This is a genomic window from Variovorax sp. 10N412 (assembly GCF_056394985.1).
This window is the reverse complement of the sequence record NZ_JBFTIO010000007.1, coordinates 61,819-83,258: the sequence shown is the minus strand read 5'-3', so window position 1 is coordinate 83,258 and position 21,440 is coordinate 61,819. Positions and strand designations below refer to the sequence as shown.

Annotated in this window: 17 protein-coding genes; 3 read left to right on the top strand and 14 right to left on the bottom strand. The window is 68.8% G+C overall.

The features are described from left to right. Positions 1–103: 103 nt before the first annotated feature. Complete coding sequence (locus AC1DJH_RS18005) at positions 104–931, top strand: HAD family hydrolase (protein WP_478186804.1); 828 nt, start codon at positions 104–106, stop codon at positions 929–931. Here the strand turns inward: AC1DJH_RS18005 and AC1DJH_RS18000 are convergent. Next, a complete protein-coding gene (locus tag AC1DJH_RS18000) occupies positions 921–2,195 on the bottom strand; it encodes an MFS transporter (protein ID WP_478186612.1) in 1,275 nt (424 codons plus the stop codon). The two genes, AC1DJH_RS18005 and AC1DJH_RS18000, sit on opposite strands and share 11 nt — an antisense overlap. A 90-nt stretch (positions 2,196–2,285) precedes the next feature. Between AC1DJH_RS18000 and AC1DJH_RS17995 the strand changes: the two genes are divergently transcribed. Continuing rightward, on the top strand, positions 2,286–2,873 hold the full coding sequence (locus tag AC1DJH_RS17995; protein WP_478186611.1) for a TetR/AcrR family transcriptional regulator: 588 nt from the start codon (positions 2,286–2,288) through the stop codon (positions 2,871–2,873). A 140-nt stretch (positions 2,874–3,013) separates the two neighbouring features. On the opposite strand, the gene AC1DJH_RS17990 is transcribed toward AC1DJH_RS17995, so the two are convergent. From AC1DJH_RS17990 to uvrA, 4 genes are all read right to left on the bottom strand, one after another. Further along, positions 3,014–3,985, bottom strand: coding sequence for a Bug family tripartite tricarboxylate transporter substrate binding protein (locus AC1DJH_RS17990; RefSeq protein WP_478186610.1), 972 nt, complete (start codon positions 3,983–3,985; stop codon positions 3,014–3,016). Positions 3,986–4,113: 128 nt separating this feature from the next. Beyond that, positions 4,114–5,154: a histone deacetylase family protein gene (locus tag AC1DJH_RS17985; RefSeq protein WP_478186609.1), complete on the bottom strand. Its 1,041-nt coding sequence runs from the start codon at positions 5,152–5,154 to the stop codon at positions 4,114–4,116. 33 nt (positions 5,155–5,187) lie between these two features. Further along, a complete protein-coding gene (locus tag AC1DJH_RS17980; protein ID WP_435436782.1) occupies positions 5,188–6,237 on the bottom strand; it encodes an ornithine cyclodeaminase in 1,050 nt (349 codons plus the stop codon). A 235-nt stretch (positions 6,238–6,472) separates the two neighbouring features. Further along, positions 6,473–12,328, bottom strand: a complete 5,856-nt coding sequence (gene uvrA, locus AC1DJH_RS17975; RefSeq protein WP_478186608.1) for an excinuclease ABC subunit UvrA — start codon at positions 12,326–12,328, stop codon at positions 6,473–6,475. 184 nt (positions 12,329–12,512) lie between these two features. Between uvrA and AC1DJH_RS17970 the strand changes: the two genes are divergently transcribed. Next, positions 12,513–13,625 carry an ABC transporter substrate-binding protein gene (locus tag AC1DJH_RS17970; RefSeq protein WP_478186607.1) on the top strand — a complete coding sequence of 371 codons (1,113 nt, stop codon included), beginning with the start codon at positions 12,513–12,515 and terminating at the stop codon, positions 13,623–13,625. Positions 13,626–13,750: 125 nt separating this feature from the next. On the opposite strand, the gene AC1DJH_RS17965 is transcribed toward AC1DJH_RS17970, so the two are convergent. From AC1DJH_RS17965 to AC1DJH_RS17925, 9 genes are all read right to left on the bottom strand, one after another. Further along, positions 13,751–13,900 (bottom strand): hypothetical protein, encoded by a 150-nt coding sequence (locus tag AC1DJH_RS17965; RefSeq protein WP_435436773.1) that lies wholly within the window; start codon positions 13,898–13,900, stop codon positions 13,751–13,753. 123 nt (positions 13,901–14,023) lie between these two features. Continuing rightward, a complete protein-coding gene (locus tag AC1DJH_RS17960; RefSeq protein ID WP_478186606.1) occupies positions 14,024–15,718 on the bottom strand; it encodes an MFS transporter in 1,695 nt (564 codons plus the stop codon). 179 nt (positions 15,719–15,897) lie between these two features. Beyond that, entirely contained in the window at positions 15,898–16,542 is a 645-nt protein-coding gene (locus tag AC1DJH_RS17955; RefSeq protein ID WP_478186605.1) for a 2-hydroxychromene-2-carboxylate isomerase, read from the bottom strand. Further along, entirely contained in the window at positions 16,539–16,823 is a 285-nt protein-coding gene (locus AC1DJH_RS17950) for a DUF1289 domain-containing protein (protein ID WP_472122011.1), read from the bottom strand. The genes AC1DJH_RS17955 and AC1DJH_RS17950 overlap by 4 nt, the downstream gene beginning before the upstream one ends. Further along, complete coding sequence (locus AC1DJH_RS17945; protein WP_478186604.1) at positions 16,820–17,308, bottom strand: YbaK/EbsC family protein; 489 nt, start codon at positions 17,306–17,308, stop codon at positions 16,820–16,822. The genes AC1DJH_RS17950 and AC1DJH_RS17945 overlap by 4 nt, the downstream gene beginning before the upstream one ends. Positions 17,309–17,321: 13 nt before the next feature. Continuing rightward, a complete protein-coding gene (gene rhtB / locus AC1DJH_RS17940) occupies positions 17,322–17,969 on the bottom strand; it encodes a homoserine/homoserine lactone efflux protein (RefSeq protein WP_478186603.1) in 648 nt (215 codons plus the stop codon). Positions 17,970–17,972: 3 nt separating this feature from the next. Further along, positions 17,973–18,893 carry a hydroxymethylglutaryl-CoA lyase gene (locus tag AC1DJH_RS17935; RefSeq protein WP_478186602.1) on the bottom strand — a complete coding sequence of 307 codons (921 nt, stop codon included), beginning with the start codon at positions 18,891–18,893 and terminating at the stop codon, positions 17,973–17,975. Between the two features lie 109 nt (positions 18,894–19,002). Continuing rightward, positions 19,003–20,172, bottom strand: coding sequence for an acyl-CoA dehydrogenase family protein (locus AC1DJH_RS17930; RefSeq protein ID WP_478186601.1), 1,170 nt, complete (start codon positions 20,170–20,172; stop codon positions 19,003–19,005). Continuing rightward, positions 20,169–21,392: a CaiB/BaiF CoA transferase family protein gene (locus AC1DJH_RS17925; RefSeq protein WP_478186600.1), complete on the bottom strand. Its 1,224-nt coding sequence runs from the start codon at positions 21,390–21,392 to the stop codon at positions 20,169–20,171. Before AC1DJH_RS17925 ends, AC1DJH_RS17930 begins: the two co-directional genes overlap by 4 nt. Positions 21,393–21,440: the final 48 nt, after the last annotated feature.

Sequence of the window (21,440 nt, the reverse complement as noted above, 5' to 3'; positions counted from 1 at the left end):
GCCGCGCCGGCTTCGAACGCGCGGCGGGGGCGGGATGCTACCCGAAAGCGCCGGTAGGATCGCGGCTCCCTCCGGATTCCTTGCCATGTCTTCGCCTTCTTCCCTGCCTTCCTCGCCCTCATTGCCCTCCCCGCCCCACCACCTCTTGCCCTTGACCCGGTGGGATGCGGCCGCACGCAGTGCGCTCGTCGGCGTGTTCACCGACATCGACGACACGCTGACCCACGACGGCGCGATCACGCCCGATGCGCTGCAGGCGCTCGCCGACCTGAAGGCCGCGGGCCTGTCCGTGGTGGCGATCACCGGCCGCCCCGTGGGCTGGAGCCTGCCGTTCGTGAACACCTGGCCGATCGACGCCATCGTGGCGGAGAACGGCGCGGTGGCATTGCTGCCCCAGGCCGACGGCCGCATCGAGAAGCGCTACCAGCAGGACGCGGCCACGCGCGCGGCCAACTTCGCGCGCATGCAGGCCGTGCTGGCGCGCATCGAGCGCGAGATTCCGGGCGCCGGCCGCGCCACCGACTCGCCGGGGCGCGAGACCGACATCGCCATCGACCACAGCGAGTTCGTGCAGCTGAGCGACGCCACCGTCGCGCAGGTGGTCGCGCTGATGCGCGGCGAAGGCATGCACGCCACCGTGAGCAGCATCCACATCAACGGCTGGTACGGCGACAACGACAAGCTCGAAGGCGCGCGCTGGATCACGCGCGAGCTGTGGGACCGCACGCTCGACGACGAGATGGACCGCTGGGCCTACGTGGGCGACTCCACCAACGACCAGCTGATGTTTCGCAGCTTCGCGCACAGCATCGGCGTGGCGAACGTCGCGCGCTTCGTGCCGCAGCTGGAACACCTGCCGCGCTACGTGACGCTGGGCGAGCGCGGCAAGGGGTTCGCCGAAGCGGCGCGCGCGATCCTGGCTACTCGCTGAGCGGCACTTCGCGCGCCGCGCGGCGCAGCCCCGCCCACTGGCGCCAGGTGCCGAAGGCCGCGATCAGCAACAGCACCGCCGCGTAGCCCTGTGCGGTGTTCAGCAAGCCCAGCGGCGCGACCAGGAAGCCCGCCAGCATCGCGGGCAGGCTGAACGCCAGGTAGCTCACCACGAAGATCGCCGCGAACAGTTCGCCGCGCTCGTGCGACTGCGCCAGCGGCGCCAGCGTTTGCACCAGCGCCGAGAACGCGCCGCCGAAGCCGATGCCCGCCACCGCCGTTCCGACGAAGAACAGCGCCAGCGAACGCGTGGCCAGGGACGCCAGCAGCAGCGCCAGCCCGAGCACCATGCTCGCCATGCCGAGCACGGCCGGGCGCGGCGCGGCGAAGCGCCCGAGCAACGTCGGCGCGATCGCGCCCACGCCCGACAGCACCGCCACCGTCAGCCCGTTGACCACGCCGTTGTCGACGCCGAACACATGCAGCATCAGCGAGGGCGCCAGCGACAGGAACAGCCCGCCGAGCGCCCACACCGCGATGAGCACCGGCAACCCGCGCACGAACTCGGCACGCGCCTTCACGGGAATCGACACGCGCGGCACCAGCGAGGCCAGCGCGCCGGCGCGCGGCGTCACCGTTTCGGGCATCCACAGCACCACCACCGCCCCCAGCGCGAACACCGCGGCCAGGCCGCCGAACACCCACGTCACCGGCTGCATCGAGAACTTCACCGCCATGCCCGTCAGCAGCGCGCCCACGGCCAGCCCGGCCAGCGGCGACACGCTGGTGATCAGCGCGCCCAGCCGCTTGCGCGAGGCCGGTGCGGCCTCGACCACGGCCGCGCTCAGCGCCCCGCTCGCGATGCCCGTGGCCACGCCCTGCACCACCCGCGCGACGATGAGCCCGCCGATGTCGTGCGCCAGCAGGAAAAGCCCCATCGCCACCGCCTGGAGCACCAGCGCGGCCAGCACCACGGGACGGCGTCCGATGTGGTCGGACAGCGAGCCGGCGACCAGCAGCGAAAGCAGCAGTGCAATCGCATAGATCGCAAATGCCATGGTGAGCATCGACGAAGAGAAATGCCAGGCGTGCTGGAACACCACGAACAGCGGCGACGGCGCGCTGGCGGCAAAGAAGAAGGCGAACAGCACGGCGGCCAGGAGCGCGAAGGTCACGCCGGCCGGCAAGCGCCAGGGCTTGGCGCGCGCGGAAGTGGCGGCGGCAGCGGCGACGGCGGTGGCGAGTTCTGGGCAGGTTGACGGCATGGCTGGATCCTTAATGCAACTTTTTTTGCTTTTGTGATTCTAGACTTGAGAAGCACCTAAAGCAAATATCTTTGCGTTAAAGTCCGAAACATGAACGACGTCGTCCTGCCCACCCCCTCCAACAAGCGCCCCGGCGGCCGGAGCGCGCAAGTGCAGGCGCTGGTGCGCACAGCGCTCGAAGAACTCGTGGCCGAGCAGGGGCGCGACCGCGTCACCGTGCCGGCCGTGGCCGAGCGCGCGGGCGTCAGCGCGTCCAGCATCTACCGGCGCTGGGGCGACCTGGAGAGTTTGTTGGCCGAAACGGCCACCCGCCGGCTGGACCCAAACCGGCCGCTGCCGAACACGGGTGCACTTCGCGCAGACCTGGAGGCTTGGGCGCGCGAGCTCATCGAGCATCTGGCCAAGCCGTGCAACACCTCGCTGCTGAAAGCGGCGGCCGCGCTGGCCAATGCCGACTCGGACACCGATTGCCTGCGCAATCGCAGGAAGGAAGCGCTGACGATGGTGGAACAGGCGCGCGCCCGCGGGGAGCATGCGCCTCAGCCGCAGCAGGTGATCGACCACCTGATTGCGCCGATCGTGTTTCGGCTGGTGTTCGGGGGGGAGCCCGTGAAGGCTGAGCTGGCGGGGCGGCTGGTGGAGGAGTTGTTTGCGATCCCGGCCGAGGCCAGCGCCTGAAGGTGCCGGCGACGGCGCGCACATCGCTGGGCGCCGCCGACGGTGGACATGTGTAGAAACGGCCGGTTTTTATACATGTCTCACTCAACATGTTTAAAAAATAGAATTTTTTAAACATGAAGCGTGGGCAATTGCCGAAATCAGGAGCCCTTCGCCAACCCCAGCTTCTCGATCACCGCCTTCTCCCGCACCACCGTGTCCTGCGCAAACTTGGTGTACGTCGCCGAGCTCATGTAGTTCGGCAGCATGTCGTAGCGCCCCAGCGAGGCCACGTAGCTCGGCTCTTCCATCGCCTGCTTGAACGCGTCGTGCAGCTTCTTCACGACGTCGGGCGGGGTGCCCTTGGGCGCGCCGATGCCGAAGGGCGAGTTCTGCACGATGTCGTAGCCCAGCTCCTTCAGCGTGGGTGCGTCGGGGAACTTGGCCAGGCGCTTGTCGCCCCAGGTGTTCAGCACGCGCAGCTTGCCGGCCTCGACCTGCGGGGCGAAGCCGGTGCTGTCGGCGGCGGCCATCAACTGGCCGCTGACCACGGCGAGCATCAGGTCGGCGCTGCCCTTGTAGGGCACGTGCTGCAGCTCGATGCCGGCCTTCTGCGCGACGATTTCGGTCGTCAGGTGCGGGCTGGTGAGGTTGCCGGTCGAGCCGTAGGTCAGCTTGCCGGGGTTGGCCTTGGCGTAGGCGACGAAGTCGGCCCAGGTCTTGAAGGGGCTGTTGGCCGGCACCACGATGCCGAAGGCGTAGCCCGTCACGTTCAGCACGTACGTGATGTCCTTCAGCGGGTCCCAGTTGATCTTGGTGGTGTAGCCCAGGCGGAACACGCCCAGCGGGATCTGCGCGACGGTGTAGCCGTCGGGCTGCGAGGTCTGCAGCGCCTGCGCGGGCAGCGTGCCGCCGGCGCCCGGCTTGTTGTCGATGATCACCGGCTGGCCGAGGATCTTGCTCGCGTTGTCCGCGAGCTGGCGCATGGTGATGTCGGTCGGGCCGCCGGCGGGGAAGGCGATGACCAGCTTGATGGGCTTGGCGGGAAAAGCTTGAGCGAAAGCCGCCAGCGGAGAAACGAGACCGCACGCGGCGAGCGTGGCGGCACAGAGGAAAGAAGAGCGGCGCAGCATGGCTGACTGGATCCTGACTTGAAGAAGCGCCGATTGGGCCTCGCCGGGTCGGCAAAGGCAATCGGGGAGCCCCCGATTGCCCGCCAAAAACAAGGCCATTGGCGCCCCCGGAGTCGCCTGCGCGTCAGCTACGCCTGCGCGAAGCCTTCCAGCACGTTCACCGCGTTGACGCCCACCTCGGCCACCGCGTAGCCGCCCTCGAACACGAACACGGTGGGCAGGCCCGCGCGCGCGAGGTCTTCGCCCATGCGCAGGTAGTCGTCGCTCTTCAGCTTGAAGCCCGAGATCGGGTCGCCCTCGAAGGTGTCGACGCCCAGCGAGACGACCAGCGCGCCGGCCTTCACGGCCGCAATGCGCGCGAGCGCGGCCTTCAGCGCGGCGCGCCAGGCCGCGAAGTCGGTGCCGCGCGGCAGGGGCAGGTTGTGGTTGAAGCCCTCGCCCCGGCCCGCGCCGCGTTCGTCGGCGTGGCCCAGGTAGTACGGGTAGTCGGTCAGCGGGTCGCCGTGCAGGCTGGCGAAGTGCACGTCGTCGCGCTCGTAGAAGATGGCCTGCGTGCCGTTGCCGTGGTGGTAGTCCACGTCGAGCACGGCCACCCGCTCCACGCCCGCGTCGCGCAGCGCCTGCGCCGCGACGGCCGCGTGGTTGATGAAGCAGTAGCCACCGAAGAAGTCGGCGCCCGCGTGGTGCCCCGGCGGCCGCGTGAGCGCAAAGGCCGCGCGCTCGCCGCCGGCCACGCGCTGAACCGCCGTCCACGCGCACGCCGCGCCGTGCCGCGCGGCCTGCCAGCTCCCGGCCGTCAGCGGCGTGCCCGCGTCGAAAGAGAACAGCCCCATGCGCGCCGGAAAGCTCCTGGGCAGCACGTCGGTGCGCATGCCGCGCGTGGGCCAATAGGAAGGCAGCGCATCGCGCGACACGTTGGCCGGGTCCAGCGCCACCCACTCCTCCCACGCATGCGCGATGAAGTCCAGGTACCGCGGCGCATGCACCTTGGCCAGCAGCGCCGCGTCGAAGGCATCGGGCAGCTGCAGCGGGCCGAGGCCCCGGCGCTCCAACTCATGCTTCACATGGTCGACGCGGGCAGGCACCTCGAAGCACGGCACGAGCTCGCCGCGGAACATCTCGACTTTGCCCTGGTGAAGAACGTGCTGGTCGTTGTAGATGGTGAGCATGAAGAAGTACGGCGGCGGTGATGAAGCCGGCCATCATGCCGCACGCCGCAGCACCGCCCGGCGCCTGCCCGAGGCCGTGAGGCCGAACAGGTCCTTCGGGTCGTCGAGCTCCGGCACCAGCGCAATCTGCTGGCCGATGCCGCGCTCGGTCGCCATGCGCTGGATGTAGCGCAGCGCGGTGTAGTCCTCCAGCGCGAAGCCGACCGAGTCGAACAGCGTGACCTGCCGCGGGCTCTCGCGGCCCGGCACTTCGCCCAGCAGCACGCGCCACAGTTCGTGCACCGGAAAGTCGGCCGCCACCTGCTGGATCTCGCCCTCCACGCGGGTCTGCGGCTCGTACTCGACGAACACGCGCGCCAGGGCCAGCACGTCGGGGTGCAGCTCGGTCTTGCCGGGCGAGTCGCCGCCCACCGCGTTGATGTGCATGCCGGGCTCGATCATCCCGGGCGTGAGCACGCTTGCATGGCCCTGGTAGGCGGTGACGGTGGTGACGATGTCGGCGCCGCGCACCGCATCGGCCACGGAAGCGGCACGCACGATCTCCAGCGGCGTGCAGGCCGACAGGTGGCGCACCAGCTTGTCGGTGGCGTGCGGGTCGGTGTCGAACACGCGCACCTGCTCGATGCCCAGCAGCGCATGGAAAGCCAGCGCCTGGAACTCGCTCTGCGAGCCGTTGCCGATGAGCGCGAGGCTGCGCGAATCGGGCCGCGCCAGTGCCTTGGCGGCCATGGCCGACGTGGCGGCGGTGCGCAAGGCGGTGGTGAGCGTGAGCTCCGACAGCAGCACGGGGTAGCCCGTGTCCACCTCGGCCAGCACGCCGAATGCCATGACGGTGGGCAGCCCGACCGCGGTGTTGTGCGGGTGGCCGTTGACGTACTTGAAGGCGTAGGCGCCGTCGTCTGCCACGGGCATCAGCTCGATCACGCCCAGGTGCGAGTGGCTGGCCACGCGCGCCTTCTTGTCGAACTCGCGCCATCGCAGGAAATCGTCGCGCAGTGCGTCGGCCAGCGCCTCGAGGAATTGGGGAACGCCGGTCTCGTCCACCAGGCGGACCAGGCTGTGAACATCGATGAAGCGGGTCATGACATGGCTCCTTGCGTAACCCTGCCGCGGCGCTTCATCCCCTCGCATGTTCACTCCACCATGGCTGATTCAGGATGCGCCTGCGCCAAGGGTCGAGCCCATTGTGCGCCTGCTTGCACCCTCGTGGAAACCCTTCGCGACACACCGCGGAACCGGTTTTTGCCGGGCCGCAGGTGTTGCCCCCGGCAGGGGGAAGGAGAAGCGACACGAAGTGCGCGCAGCCTGGGGGCGAGCCCTATCGCGCCAGTACGGGCTTGAGCGCCACGCCCGTGTGCGTCCCCAGGCGCACCACCTCCTCCGGCGGCGCCGCCGCGACGATGCGCCCGCCGGCGTTGCCGCCGTCGGGCCCCAGGTCGATGACCCAGTCGGCCTCGGCGATCACGTCGAGGTCGTGCTCGATCACCACCACGCTGTGGCCGCCGTTCACCAGCCGGTGCAGCACGTGGATCAGCTTCTCGACGTCGGCCATGTGCAGGCCCACGGTCGGCTCGTCGAGCACGTACAGCGTGTGCGGCGCCTTCTGGCCGCGGCGCGTGATGTCGTCGCGCACCTTGCTGAGTTCGGTCACCAGCTTGATGCGCTGCGCCTCGCCGCCCGACAGCGTGGGCGAGGGCTGCCCCAGCGTGAGGTAGCCCAGCCCCACGTCCTTCAGCAGCTGCAGCGGGTGCGCGATGTTGGGCATGCTCGCGAAGAACTCGACGGCCTCGTCGACCTCCATCTTCAGCACGTCGCCGATGCTCTTGCCGCGCCAGCTCACGGCCAGCGTCTCGGGGTTGAAGCGCGCGCCATGGCACACCTCGCAGGGCACCTTCACGTCGGGCAGGAAGCTCATCTCGATGGTGCGCACGCCCGCGCCTTCGCAGCCCGGGCAGCGGCCTTCGCCGGTGTTGAAGCTGAAGCGCGCCGGGCCGTAGCCGCGCGCCTTGGCCTCGAGGGTGTCGGCGAAGAGCTTGCGGATGGTGTCCCAGAAGCCGATGTACGTGGCCGGGCAGCTGCGCGGCGTCTTGCCGATGGGCGTCTGGTCGACCTCGAGCACGCGGTCGATGACCTCGTACCCGTCGACGCTGCTGCAGCCGGCCCACGCCGGGCGCTTGCCGGCGGCGTCCGCGTCGCGGCCCGCCTTGGTCATGCGCTGGACGACCACGGCCTGCACGTTGGCCAGCAGCACGTCGCGCGCGAGCGTCGACTTGCCCGAGCCGCTGACGCCGGTGACCACCACCAGGCGGTGCAGCGGCAGCGTGGCGGTCACGTCCTGCAGGTTGTGCAGGTCGGCGCCGTGCACGGTGAGCCACTCGCCGTTGTGCTCGGCCTGGGGGTCGGGCGCAGGCACCAGGCGGCGCGCCTGCAGCGGATGCCGGATGGCATCGCGCAGGTAGCGCCCGGTCTGCGAATCGGCGGCGTTCTGGATGTCCGCCACCGAGCCTTCGGCCACCAGCCGGCCGCCGCGCTTGCCCGCGCTCGGGCCGATGTCGATGATGTGGTCGGCGCGGCGGATGGTGTCTTCGTCGTGCTCCACGACCACCAGCGTGTTGCCCTTTTCGCCGAGCTTGTGCAGCGCGTTCAGCAGGATCTGGTTGTCGCGCGCATGCAGCCCGATGGTCGGCTCGTCGAGCACGTAGCACACGCCCTGCAGGTTGCTGCCGAGCTGCGCCGCCAGGCGGATGCGCTGCGCCTCGCCGCCGCTGAGCGTGGGCGCGCCACGGTCGAGCGTCAGATAGCCCAGGCCCACTTCCTCGAGGAATTCGAGGCGGCTCTTGATCTCGGGCACCAGGTCGCGCGCGATCTCGGCCTCGCGGCCCGAGAGCGACAGCCCTTCGAACCACTGGCGCACCTCGGTCACGCTCATGCGCGCGAGCTGGGTGATGCCGATGCCACTCAGGCCGTCGGCCGGCGATGCGCCGAAGCTCACGGCGCGTGCCGTGGCGTTGAGGCGCGTGCCCTGGCAGGTCGGGCAGGCGGTGTCGGCCAGGTCCTCGATCTCGGGTTCGGCGAAGGTCTGCTCGCGGCCCTTGTTGTCGTCGTCGCGCACGGAGTCGTCGAACACCTTGCGCTGGTCCTTGCTGAGCTTCACACCCGTGCCCACGCAGTCGGGGCACCAGCCGTGCTTGCTGTTGTAGCTGAACAGGCGCGGGTCGAGCTCGGCGTAGCTGGTGCTGCACACCGGGCAGGCGCGCAGCGTGGAGAACACCTGGACGCGGCCGATGCCCACCGCGGACACGCCGGCCATCATGGCGGCGCGCAGGCCGTCCAGGTCGCTCAGCACGTGCACCACGCCCTTGCCGTGTTCGAGCGCCTTGGTCAGCGCCTCGCGCAGCTCGGTTTCCTTCGAGGGCAGCACGTCGAGGCTGGCCACCGGCAGCTCGATGCTGTGCTCCTTGAAGCGGTCGATGCGCGGGAAGCCGGTGGTCGGCAGAAAGTCGCCGTCCACGCGCAGGTGGGTGAAGCCGCGCGGGCGCGCCCAGTCGGCCAGCTCGGTGTACACGCCCTTGCGGTTGCTCACCAGCGGGGCGAGCAGGCCGATGTGCTGGCCCTTGAAGTTGCGCATCAGCTGCGCGGCGATGCTGTCGGGGTTTTGCGGCTGCACGGCCGCGCCGTCGTGGATGCAATGCTGGATGCCCAGCTTCACGTACAGCAGGCGCAGGAAGTGCCACACCTCGGTGGTGGTGCCCACCGTGCTCTTGCGGCCGCCGCGCGACAGGCGCTGCTCGATGGCCACGGTCGGCGGAATGCCGTACACCGCGTCCACCTCGGGCCGGCCGGCCGGCTGCACGATGCTGCGCGCATAGGCGTTGAGCGATTCGAGGTAGCGGCGCTGCCCTTCGTTGAACAGGATGTCGAAGGCCAGCGTCGACTTGCCCGAGCCGCTCACGCCCGTCACCACGCTGAACTTGCCGCGCGGAATGTCCACGCTGAGGTTCTTCAGGTTGTGCTCGCGCGCGTTGACGATCTCGATGGCGTTGGCGCCCGGCGCCGTCTTGGCGTTGGCGATGTAGCGGCGCGCGGCGCGTTCGGCCACCTTGTAGGCGTCGGGGCCGATGGCCAGCTCGTAGTCGGCCAGCGCGGCACCGGTGAGCGAGGCGCGGTTCTCGCGCATCTGCTCGGGCGTGCCTTCGGCCACCACTTGCCCGCCGCCCTCGCCGCCTTCGGGGCCCAGGTCGATCAGCCAGTCGCTGGCACGGATCACATCGAGGTTGTGCTCGATGACGATCAGCGAATGCCCCGCGTCCAGCAGCTTGCGCAGCGCGCGCATGAGGCGCGCGATGTCGTCGAAGTGCAGGCCGGTGGTCGGTTCGTCGAACAGGAAGAGCGTGCCCTTGCGCGCCAGCAGCTGCTTGCTCGACGTGGCGTTCTTGGCCGCTTCGGCCAGGAAGCCGGCGAGCTTCAGGCGCTGCGCCTCGCCGCCCGACAGCGTGGGCACGGGCTGGCCCAGCTTCACGTAGTCCAGGCCCACGTCGGAGATGGGCTGCAGCACGCGCAGCACGTCGCGGTCGGCGTCGAACACCGTGGCGGCTTCGGCCACGGTGAGGTCGAGCACGTCGGCCACGTTGTAGGTCTTGCCCTTGCGCTCCACGCGCACTTCGAGGATCTCGGGGCGGTAGCGCTTGCCGTCGCAGTCGGGGCAGCGCAGGTACACGTCCGACAAAAACTGCATCTCCACGTGCTCGAAGCCCGAGCCGCCGCAGGTCGGGCAGCGCCCGTCGCCGGAGTTGAAGCTGAACTTGCTCGCGGTGTAGCCGCGCTGGCGCGACAAGGCCGCGGTGGCGAAGATTTCGCGGATCGCGTCCCACGCGCCCACGTAGCTCGCGGGGTTGGAGCGCGCGGTCTTGCCGATGGGCGACTGGTCGACGAACACCACGTCGCCGAGGTGGTCGGCGCCCAGCAGGCGGTCGTGCGCGCCGGGCGTTTCGGTGGCCTTGCCGAAGTGGCGCATCAGCGCGGGCGCCAGCACGTCCTGAATGAGCGTGGACTTGCCCGAGCCGCTGACGCCGGTGACGCACACCAGCCGCGCCAGCGGAAACTCGACCGTGACGTTCTTCAGGTTGTGCTCGCGCGCGCCTTCCAGGATGAGCCGGTGCGTGTTCTCGCTCACGAGCCGCTTGAAGCCCATGCCGATCTTCTTGCGCCCGCCCAGGTACTGGCCGGTGAGCGTGTCGGCGTCGCGCAGCTGGTCGGTGGTGCCGTCGAACACGATCTGCCCGCCGCGGATGCCCGGGCCCGGGCCCATGTCGATCACGCGGTCGGCCGCGAGCATGACGGCCGGGTCGTGCTCGACCACCACCAGCGTGTTGCCCGCATCGCGCAGGCGCAGCATGGCCTCGGTGATGCGGTTCATGTCGCGCGGATGCAGGCCGATGCTGGGCTCGTCGAGCACGAAGAGCGTGTTGACCAGCGAGGTGCCGAGCGCCGTCGTGAGGTTGATGCGCTGTACCTCGCCGCCGCTCAGCGTGCGGCTCTGGCGGTCGAGCGTGAGGTAGCCGATGCCGACGTCGTGCAGGTAGCGCAGGCGGGTGGTGATTTCCTCGAACAGCAGCTTCAGGGCCTGCGCCTCCCCTTGCCTTGCCCCTTCCCCCTCTGGGGGAAGGTTGGGATGGGGGCTCTCGGCCTCCACCACCGCCACAGCCTTCGTGGAGGCCGCCTGCCCCCACCCCTGCCCTCCCCCAGCGGGGGAGGGAGCCATTCCCTGGCCCATGCGGTCGAAAAACCGCCGCAACCGCTCGATCGGCAACAGCATCAGGTCATGCAGGCACAACCCCGGCAGCGCCTCCAGCTGCGCCCGCGTCCACTTCGCGCCGGTCGGCATGAAGCGCTTCTCGGGCGGCAGCACCGCATCGGCGTCTTCCTTGCTGCCGATGCGCCAGATCAGGCTGTCGAGCTTCAGGCGCGCCCCGCTGCAGGTCGGGCACGGCGTGTAGCTGCGGTACTTCGACAGCAGCACGCGGATGTGCATCTTGTAGGCCTTGCTCTCCAGGTAGCCGAAGAAGCGCCGCACGCCGTACCACTGCTTGTTCCAGTTGCCTTCCTTGTAGTTGGGCGTGCCTTCGATCACCCAGTGCTTCTGCTCCTCGGTGAGCTTGTTCCACGGCGTGTCGCGCGGAATGCCGGCGGCCTCGGCGTGGCGCATGAGGTCGTCCTGCGCTTCTTTCCACGCGGGCGTCTGGATGGTCTTGATGGCGCCCGCGCGCAGCGTGAGCTTGTCGTTCGGAATCACCAGGCCCAGGTCGACGCCGATGACGCGGCCGAAGCCGCGGCAGGTGTCGCAGGCGCCCACGGCCGAATTGAACGAGAACATCGACGGGATCGGGTCGGCGTAGCGGATGTCGCTCTCGGGGCAGTGCAGGCCGGTCGAAAATTTCCACACGTCGGTGGGAGCGTTCTCCTCAGCGCCCGTGGCATGCACGGTGACGCGCCCGCTGCCGCGCTTGAGCGCCACCTCGATGGCCTCGACCACGCGCGCGCGCTCGGCGCTGGACACGCGAAAACGGTCGGCCACCACGTCGAGCACCTTGCGCGGCCCGGTGGGCGTGGCCACCTCGCGCTCGGCCTGCACGCGCGTGAAGCCGCTGGCCGACAGCCATTGCGTCACCTCGTCGGCCGTGGTGCTCGCAGGCAACTCGACCGGAAAGGTGACCACCAGCCGCGGGTCGCCCGCCGCCGCGGCGCGCTCGACGATCTGCGCATAGATGCTGTCGGGCGAGTCGTGGCGCACCGGCAGGGCCGTTTCACGGTCGAACAGGTTGGCCGCGCGTGCGAAGAGCAGCTTCAGGTGGTCGTTCAGCTCGGTCATCGTGCCCACCGTGGAGCGCGAGGAGCGCACCGGGTTGGTCTGGTCGATGGCGATGGCGGGCGGCACGCCCTCCACCTTGTCGACCGCCGGCTTGTCCATGCGGTCCAGGAACTGGCGCGCATAGGCGGAGAAGGTCTCCACATAGCGCCGCTGGCCTTCGGCATAGAGGGTGTCGAACACCAGGCTCGACTTGCCCGAGCCGCTGGGGCCGGTCACCACGGTCATCTCGCCGGTGCGGATGTCGAGGTCGAGGTTCTGGAGATTGTGCTGGCGCGCGCCGCGAATCCGGATGGAGCCCTGTGTCATGAATGCCTTGGGGGGTGGGGCAAACATTCTAGGGAGAGAGCCGTGACCGGCTTGTGCACTGCGTCACAAGGTTGGCAGTTTCGCAGGGGTTTCTCCGAATGGCGCGCAAGACACTTTAAGAAACAAATACGACGTTTCTTTGCATCTCTTGGCAACTGTTCGTGTATTCCTTCGAAAGCCCCTCATGACAAAGACGCGCACGCTTTGCGCCGCTGCCCTGCTGGCATTGACGGCACTGGGCGCCTCGGCCCAGATCCTGATCGGCCAGACGGCCGGCATGACCGGCTCGGTGGCCGCGAGCGTGAACGAGACCATCGGCGGCGCGCAGCTGGTCATCGACGCGGTCAACGCCCAGGGCGGCATCCACGGCGAGAAGATCGAGGTGATCCGCATGGACGACGCCTTCGACGTGAAGCGCGCCGGCGAGAACGCACGCGCGCTCATCGAGGACAAGAAGGTGCTCGCGCTCTTCATGAGCCGCGGCACGCCGCATTCGCAAGCCATCATCCCGTGGCTCGACAAGTACGACGTGGCGCTCATCGGCCCTTCCACCGGCGCCATGGTGCTGCACAAGCCGCTGCAGAGGCAGGTGTTCAACGTGCGCGCCACCTACCAGCGCGAGGCCGAGAAGGCGGTGCAGCACCTGCTGACCATCGGCCTCACGCGCATCGCGGTGGTGTACGTCACCGACTCCTTCGGCACCGACGCGCTCGAAGGCGCGATGACCGGCTTCACCAAGGGCAAGGCCAAGCCGACGGTGACCATTCCGGCCGACCGCGAGAAGCCGGACTACAAGGCCATCGTGCCGGCCATCCAGGAGGCCAATGCACAGGCGGTGGTGTGGATCGGCTCGGGCGTCGCGGTGGTCGACGGCATCAAGGCGCTGCGCGCCGCGGGCTCGGCGGCGCAGGTGGTCACGCTGTCGAACAACGCCTCGTCGGGCTTCATCAAGCAACTGGGCGAAGCGAGCAAGGGCGTCATCGTGACGCAGGTGTTCCCCAGCGAGCGCGCCGCGGGCCAGCCGATGGTGAAGGAGGCCTTGGCACTGGCGCAGGCCAAGGGCCAGGCCGAACTGTCGCCGGCCGCGCTGGAAGGTTTTGCATCGGCCAAGGTGCTGGTCGAGGCGCTGCGCCGCGCCGGCCCCAAGGCCACGCGCGCAAAGATGGTCGCCGCGCTCGAGAGCATCAGGAACTTCGACCTGGGCGGCGGGCTGGACGTGAGCTACTCGCCGCAGGACCACAGCGGCATCGACTTCGCGGACCTGTCGATCATCAGCGACGGGCGCTTCAAGCGCTGAGCCCCGGCTGTCGAGCGCTGATGCAAACGGCCCGCCGGCACACCCGGCGGGCCGTTTGCATTGAAGGGCCTTCAGGCAAGGCCCGGCTCGCCGGAGAACAAGCGCGCGTTCTCCTCGAGACCGCCTTATTTCGGCGCCGCCGCAGGCGCTGGCTCGTGCGTGGCCGCATCGCCCCCATGCTTCTCGCCCGACATGTCGACCTTGTCACCGGCTTTCGAGATCACGTACAGGGCAAGGGCGGCGAAGATGACGAAGCCGACGACGATTTTCCACATGGGTGTTGTCTCCTGGGGGATGGTTGACGAATTGAAAGGCTCAAGAAAAAGGCCTCATGCGCGTGGCATGAAGCCTCTTTGTGGAGCGGAGGGCCCGCGCCCTCCTCTTCAGCGCACGATCGATCAGTCGTTCGCGTAGATGTCCACGTCCTTGGTCTCGCGGATGAACAGCGTGCCGATCACCAGCGTGATGCCCGCGATGATGATCGGGTACCACAGGCCGTTGTACATGTTGCCGGTGGAGGCCACGATGGCGAAGGCCGTGGTCGGCAGCAGGCCGCCGAACCAGCCGTTGCCGATGTGGTACGGCAGGCTCATCGAGGTGTAGCGGATGCGGGTGGGGAACATCTCCACCAGCATCGCCGCGATCGGGCCGTAGACCATCGTCACCAGCAGCACCAGCCAGAACAGCAGCACGATCGTCAGCACCTTGTTGATCTTGGCGGGGTCGGCCTTCGCCGGGTAGCCAGCAATCTTCAGGTCTTCGGCCACGCCCTTCTTGAAGGCGGCGATTTCCTTGGCGGAGTTCTCGTCGAACTTGAGGTTCACGACGTTGCCGACGGGCGCCTCGACCGTCTTGTCGCCGATCTTCACGACCGCCTTCGAACCCGGCGCGCCGGCCACGTTCTCATAGCTCACCGAGTTCTGCACCAGGTAGCGCTTGGCGATGTCGCAGGAACTGCGGAAGTCGATCTCGCGGGCCACCGGGTTGCCCTGGAACGAGCACGACGCCGGGTCTGCCGTCACCGTGACGCCGGCCGTGGCCTGTGCACGGGCCAGGTCGGGGTTGGCGGCTTCGGTCAGCATCTTGAAGACCGGGAAGTAGGTGACCACGGCCAGCAGGCAGCCGGCCATGATGATCGGCTTGCGGCCGATCTTGTCGGACAGCGTCCCGAAGATCACGAAGAACGGCGTGCCCAGCAGCAGCGCCGCGGCAATCATCAGGTTGGCCGTGGTCGCATCGACCTTCAGTTGGGCCGTCAGGAAGAACAGCGCGTAGAACTGCCCCGAGTACCACACCACCGCCTGGCCGGCCGTGAGACCGACCAGCGCAAGGATGACGATCTTCAGGTTCTTCCACTCGCCGAAGGACTCGGCCAGGGGCGCCTTCGAGGTCTTGCCCTCGGCCTTCATCTTCTGGAAGGCGGGCGATTCGCTCAGCGTCAGGCGGATCCACACCGAGATGCCCAGCAGCAGGATCGACACCAGGAACGGAATGCGCCAGCCCCAGTCGTTGAACACCGCTTCGCCCAGGCCTTCGCGAACGCCCAGGATGACCAGCAGGCTCAGGAACAGGCCGAGCGTGGCCGTGGTCTGGATCCACGAGGTGTAGGCACCGCGCTTGCCGTGCGGCGAGTGCTCGGCCACGTAGGTGGCGGCACCGCCGTACTCGCCGCCGAGCGCCAGGCCCTGCAGCATGCGCAGCGCGATCAGGATCACCGGCGCCGCGACGCCGATGGTCGCGTAGCTGGGCAGCAGGCCGACGATGAAGGTCGACAGGCCCATGATCAGGATCGTCACCAGGAAGGTGTACTTGCGCCCGATCATGTCGCCCAGGCGGCCGAACACGATGGCGCCGAACGGACGCACCAGGAAGCCCGCGGCGAACGCCAGCAGCGCGAAGATGAAGGCCGCGCCCGCATCCAGGCCGCTGAAGAACTGCTTGGCGATGATCGCGGCCAGCGAACCGTAGAGGTAGAAGTCGTACCACTCGAACACGGTGCCGAGCGAGGAGGCGAAGATGACTTTCTTCTCCTCCGCGGACATGGGCCGGGGTGCCGGATGCGGCACTCCCCGGGAATCTAGTGTGGCTGCCATGGGTCGTCTCCTGTATGTATGCGTTCATGCGGCGCCCGGTACCTGGGGCCGTGAGGCATTCTTGGAGGCGCGACTGACCCGAGCCTTTCGCGAAACTGAACCGACGCTTACGAATTAAGGTGAAACCCGCGCCGCGCGTTTCAGCCTGTAAGAAATCGAAACCCTTCGCGGGTTTGTACTCAGCCCTTGCTGCTGCGCAGCAAGGAGGGGCGCTGGTCGGCGTCGGTCCACGCCGGTCCGTCGAACCACGCATCGCCCGAGAGGTAGGCGCGCAGCATTGCCAGCCCGTCGAAACCCCAGAACAGCTTGCCGTCGACCACACAGGCCGGCGTACCGAACACACCGAGCTGCAGCGCCTCGTCGGTGTTGCGCTTGAGCAGGGCCTTGCTCTCGTCGCTGCCGGCTTCGCGCTTGGGTTTCAGTTGCGCGGTCAGTGCGGCCAGCCGCGTGGCATCGCCCGCTTCTTCGCCGCCGCGCCACACGTGGCGAAAGACGGTCTCGGCCACCAGGCGGCTCACAGTGCCGTCGTCGCTGGTCGACAGCGCCAGCCGCAGGTGCGCCAGCGGGTTGTAGGGGTGCGAGGCCGGCATCTCGATCGCGATGCCGTGCGTGTGGCCCAGCCAGAGCACGTGGCGGTAGGTCCAGCTGCGCTTGGACGGAATCTCCGCCGGGCCCAGTTGCCCGTGCTGCTTGAGCAGCGCGCCCAGCAGCACCGGCTTGTAGGCCACGCTGTAGCTCAGGCCCTGCAGCGCCTCGGGCAGGTGCTCGAACGCGAGGTGCGCGTAGGGCGAGATGAAGTCGAGATAGAAGTCGATGTGCTTCATGCGTGGGTGTCTCCTGTGTCGCCTGGGTGGGCCGCATCGGCCGTCGAACGCCAGATGCCGGCCCTGGCCCGCAACTCGATGGCGCGCCACACATGGCGCCGCGTTTCGTCTTCCATCTTGCTCCAGCCCGCGATCTCGGGAATGGTGCGCAGGCAGCCTTCGCACAAGCCGCTGAGCTTGTCCATGCGGCACACCGACGTGCAGGGCGAAGGCACCGCATCGGCCGCGCCACGCACGGCCACGGCACGTTCGGCCAGCGTCTCGGCGTCGCCGAAATTCACACCACGTCCGCCACCGGCGCGCCGGTGAGGGTCTCGAGGTCTTGCGGGCGCAGCTGGAACACCGCGTGCGGATGGCCCGCGGCGGCCCATATGTCCTCGAAGCGGAACAGCTCGCGGTCGATCAGCACCACGGGCTGGGTCACATGCCCCACGGGCGACACGCCGCCGATGGTGAAGCCCGTGCGCGCCTTCACGAACTCGGCATCGGCGCGGCCGGTCTTGCCGACCAGCGCACCGACCTTCTTCTCGTCCACGCGCTTGTCGCCCGAGGTGATGACCAGCACGGCCGCCTCGTCGCTCTTGCGGCGGAAGATGATGCTCTTGGCGATCTGCCCGACGGCAATGCCGAGCGCGTCGGCGGCCTGCTGCGCGGTGCGGCAGGCGTCGTCGAGCATGCGCGGTGAATGGGGGTGCCCGGCGTCCTGCAGCACGCGGGCCACGCGCTGGACGCCTTCAGGGAGGGAATGGAGTTCGGAGCCGCACATCGCATCGAATCTATCAGGCGCTGCGCTTGAACAGGAACAGGAACGCGCCCATCGCCATCAGCACGCCGCCGAAGACGCGGTTCTGCGCGCGCCGGGCGCGCACGCTGCGCAGCACGCCTTGCAGCCGCGCGGCCAGCCAGGCATAGCCGTGCATCACGGTCACGTCGACCGTCACCGTCGTGGCCAGCAGCACCAGCAGCTGCAGCCACAACGGCCGCGTCGGCTGGATGAACTGGGGCAGCACGGCGGCCATGAACACGATGCCCTTGGGGTTGGTCACGTTGGTCAGGAAGCCGCGCAGCACACGCTGCGCCGCCGTGAGGTCGGGCTCGCGCACGGACGCCGATGCGCCGCCGTCCGCTTGCGCAGCGGCCGCGACGGGCGCTCGCCATTGCCGCCAGCCCAGCCACAGCAGGTAGCAGGCGCCGACCACCTTGATGACGGTGAACGCGGTGGCCGAGGCGGTGAGCACCGCGCCCACGCCCAGGCCGGCCACCAGCAGCACCACGGCCAGCCCCAGCTGCAGGCCGACGATGGTCGCCGTGGTGCGCCGCACGCCGTAGCTGAGCCCGTGGCTCATGCTGAGCACCGCGCCCGAACCGGGCGATACCGCAATGACGCAACTGGCCACCAGGAACGCAAGCCAGACATTCAGGTCCATGCTTCAACCGGCCCGCTTGGTGCGGATCGCCTTCGACGCGCGCGAGTTCGGTTCGCGGCCCAGCGCCTCGCTGATGTACACGCCCGCGTCGATCAGCTTGTCCAGGTCGATGCCGGTCTCGATGCCCATGCCCTGCAGCATGTAGACCACGTCTTCGGTTGCCACGTTGCCCGTCGCGCCCTTGGCGTAGGGGCAGCCGCCCAGGCCGGCCGAGGACGACTGGAAGTTCCACACGCCCAGTTCGAGCGCCGCCAGCGTGTTGACCAGCGCCTGCCCGTAGGTGTCGTGAAAGTGGCCGGAAATGGCGTCGACCTCGAAGTGCGCCAGCGTGGCCTCCATTGCCCCGCGCACCTTGTGCGGCGTGCCCACGCCGATGGTGTCGGCCACGTCCACGCGCTGCACGCCGATGCCTTTCATCAACTGCGCGAGGTAGCCGACCTTCGCCGGCGCGATCTCGCCTTCATAGGGACAACCCACGGTGCACGACATGGCACCGCGCACACGAATGCCCTTCTCGCGCGCCGCGGCCACCACGGGCGCGAAGCGCTCGATGCTCTCGGCAATCGAGCAGTTGATGTTCTTCTGGCTGAAGGCTTCGCTCGCGGCGCCGAACACCACGATCTCGTCGGGCCACTCCTCGCGCGGCGCGGCGATGGCGGCCTCGAAGCCCTTCATGTTGGGCGTGAGCACCGAGTAGAAAACGCCGGCCTTGCGCTGGATGCCGTGCATCACCTGGGCGTTGTCCGCCATCTGCGGCACCCACTTGGGCGACACGAAGCTGGTGACCTCGATTTCCTTGAGCCCGGCGTCCTGCAGGCGGTGCACGAGGCCGATCTTGACTTCGGCGGAGACGGGTTGCTTTTCGTTCTGCAGGCCGTCGCGCGGGCCGACGTCGACGAGTCTGACTTGGGTGGGGAGCTTCATGGCTGTTGTCTCTTGGCTGGTGGAAACGGCAGGAGCACGATTGTCCCCTCCCCGCAGGCCCCATGCGCTGGCCGGGGCTTCGGCCATGGCGGTGTCCGGGCCAACTGGGTCAGTACGACCTGGGCAGCCCCAGCGCCTTCTCGGCGATGAAGTTCAGGATCATCTGCGGGCTCACCGGCGCAATGCGCGGTATGTAGCTCTCGCGCAGCAGCCGCTCCACGTGGTATTCCTTCGCATAGCCCATGCCGCCCAGCGTGAGCACGGCGTTCTGGCAGGCGTCGTGCGCCGCCTCGGCCGCCAGGTACTTGGCGGCGTTGGCCTCGATGCCGCAGGGCTCGCCCGCGTCGTACAGCGTGGCGGCCTTGAAGACCATCAGGTCGGCCGCCTCCAGGTTGGCCCAGGCGCGCGCCAGCGGGTGCGCCACACCCTGGTTCTGGCCGATGGGCCGGCCGAACACCACGCGCTCCTGCGCGTACTGCGAGGCGATGCGCAGCGCCGCGCGGCCGATGCCGATGGCCTCCGCCGCGATCAATATGCGCTCGGGGTTCAGCCCGTGCAGGATGTATTCGAAGCCGCGCCCTTCCTCGCCGATGCGGTCTTCCTCAGGCACTTCGAGCCCGTCGATGAACAGCATGTTGGAGTCGACCGCCGCGCGGCCGAGCTTGTGGATCTCGCGCACCTCGACCTTGCTGCGGTCCAGCGGCGTGTAGAACAGCGTGAGCCCCTGCGTGGGCTTGTTCACCTGGTCCAGCGGCGTGGTGCGCGTGAGGATCAGCATGCGGTCGGCCACCTGCGCGGTCGAGATCCAGATCTTGCGGCCGTGCAGCCGATAGCCGCCGTCGGGCTGGCGCACCGCCTGCGTCTTCAGGCTGGTGGTGTCCAGGCCCGCGTCGGGCTCGGTCACGGCGAAGCAGGCCTTCTCGGTGCCCGCGATGAGCGGCGGCAGGAAGCGCTGGCGCTGCGCCTCGCTGCCGAAGACCACCACCGGGTTGAGCCCGAAGATGTTCATGTGCACCGCCGATGCACCCGACATGCCGGCGCCCGACGCGCTGATGGCGCGCATCATCAGCGCCGCCTCGGTGATGCCGAGCCCCGCGCCGCCCTGCGCCTCGGGCATGGCGATGCCGAGCCAGCCGCTCTGGGCCACGGCGCGGTGGAATTCGTGCGGGAACACGGCTCGGTCGTCGTGGTCGCGCCAGTAGTCGGCGGGGAAGTCTTCGCACAGCCGTTCGATGGCCGCGACCAGCGAGCGCTGGTCTTCGTTCAGGGAGAAATTCATTCGCTGTCTTTCATTGGATCTGGCTGCAGCGTGACGCCGCGCGCGAGCATGCGTTCGATGGCCGCGTCGTCGTAGCCGGCTTCGCGCAGCAGCTCCACGCTCTGTTCGCCGATGCGCGGCGTGGGGCGGCGGATGGCCGTGGGCGTGGCGCTGTAGCGCCCGACCGGCGCGAGGGTGCGGATGCGGCCTTCGGTCGGGTGGTCGAACTCGGGAAAGAAATCGACCGCGCGCAGGTGCGGGTCGTCGAGCAGGCTCTCGGTGCTGTGCAGGCGCGCGACCGGAATGTCGGCCGCCGCCAGCGCGGCGAACCATGCGTCGCTGGTGCGCGTGGCCATCACCTCGGCGACGAAGGCGTACACCGCGCCGATGTTCGCCGCGCGCGCAGTGTGGGTGCCGAACATCGGCGAGGCGCGCAGGTCGGGGCGGCCGATGACGTCGAAGAAGGACTGCCAGTGCTTGTCGTTGTAGATGAGCACGCTCAGGTAGCCGTCCGACGTGGCGTAGGGCTTGCGGTGCGGCGCGAGCAGGCGCGCGTAGCCGGTGGGGCCGAGCGGCGGCTCGAAGCTGTGGCCGCCGAGGTGGTCGCCCATGACGAACTGCGACAGCGCCTCGAACATCGGCACCTCCACCGCCTGCCCCTGGCCGGTGCGCTGCGCATGCAGCACGGCGGCAAGGAGGGCAATGGCGGCCTGCAGGCCCACGGCGCGGTCGGCCAGCGTGACGGGCGCGTAGCGCGGCGCGCCGCCGCTTTGCTGCGCGAACAGCGAGGCGATGCCTGCCGCCCCCTGGATCAGGTCGTCGTACGCGGGCTTGCCCGCATAGGGTCCTTCTTCGCCGTAGCCGAAGGCGCCGAGGTAGACGATCCTGGGGTTCACCGCGGCCACCGCGTCGTAGCCCAGGCCCAGCCGTGCCATCGCCTGCGGTCGTGTGTTATAGATCAGCGCGTCGCACCCCGCCGCCAGCCGCAGGCAGGCCTCGCGGCCCTCGGGCTGCTTGAGGTCGAGCACGACGGATCGCTTGTTGCGGTTGAGGTGCATCGCCATCGCGCCCATGCCGGCATGGCGCATCGGCCCGACCGCGCGCAGGTTGTCGCCGGCGGGCGGCTCGACCTTGACGATGTCGGCGCCGAGGTCGCCCAGCGTTTGCGTGGCGTAGGGGCCCATCACCACGGCCGTGAGGTCGAGGATGCGGATGCCTTGAAGAGGTCCGGCGGTGTTCATGTCTTGGTCTTCGCTCCTTCCCCCTCTGGGGGAAGGTTGGGATGGGGG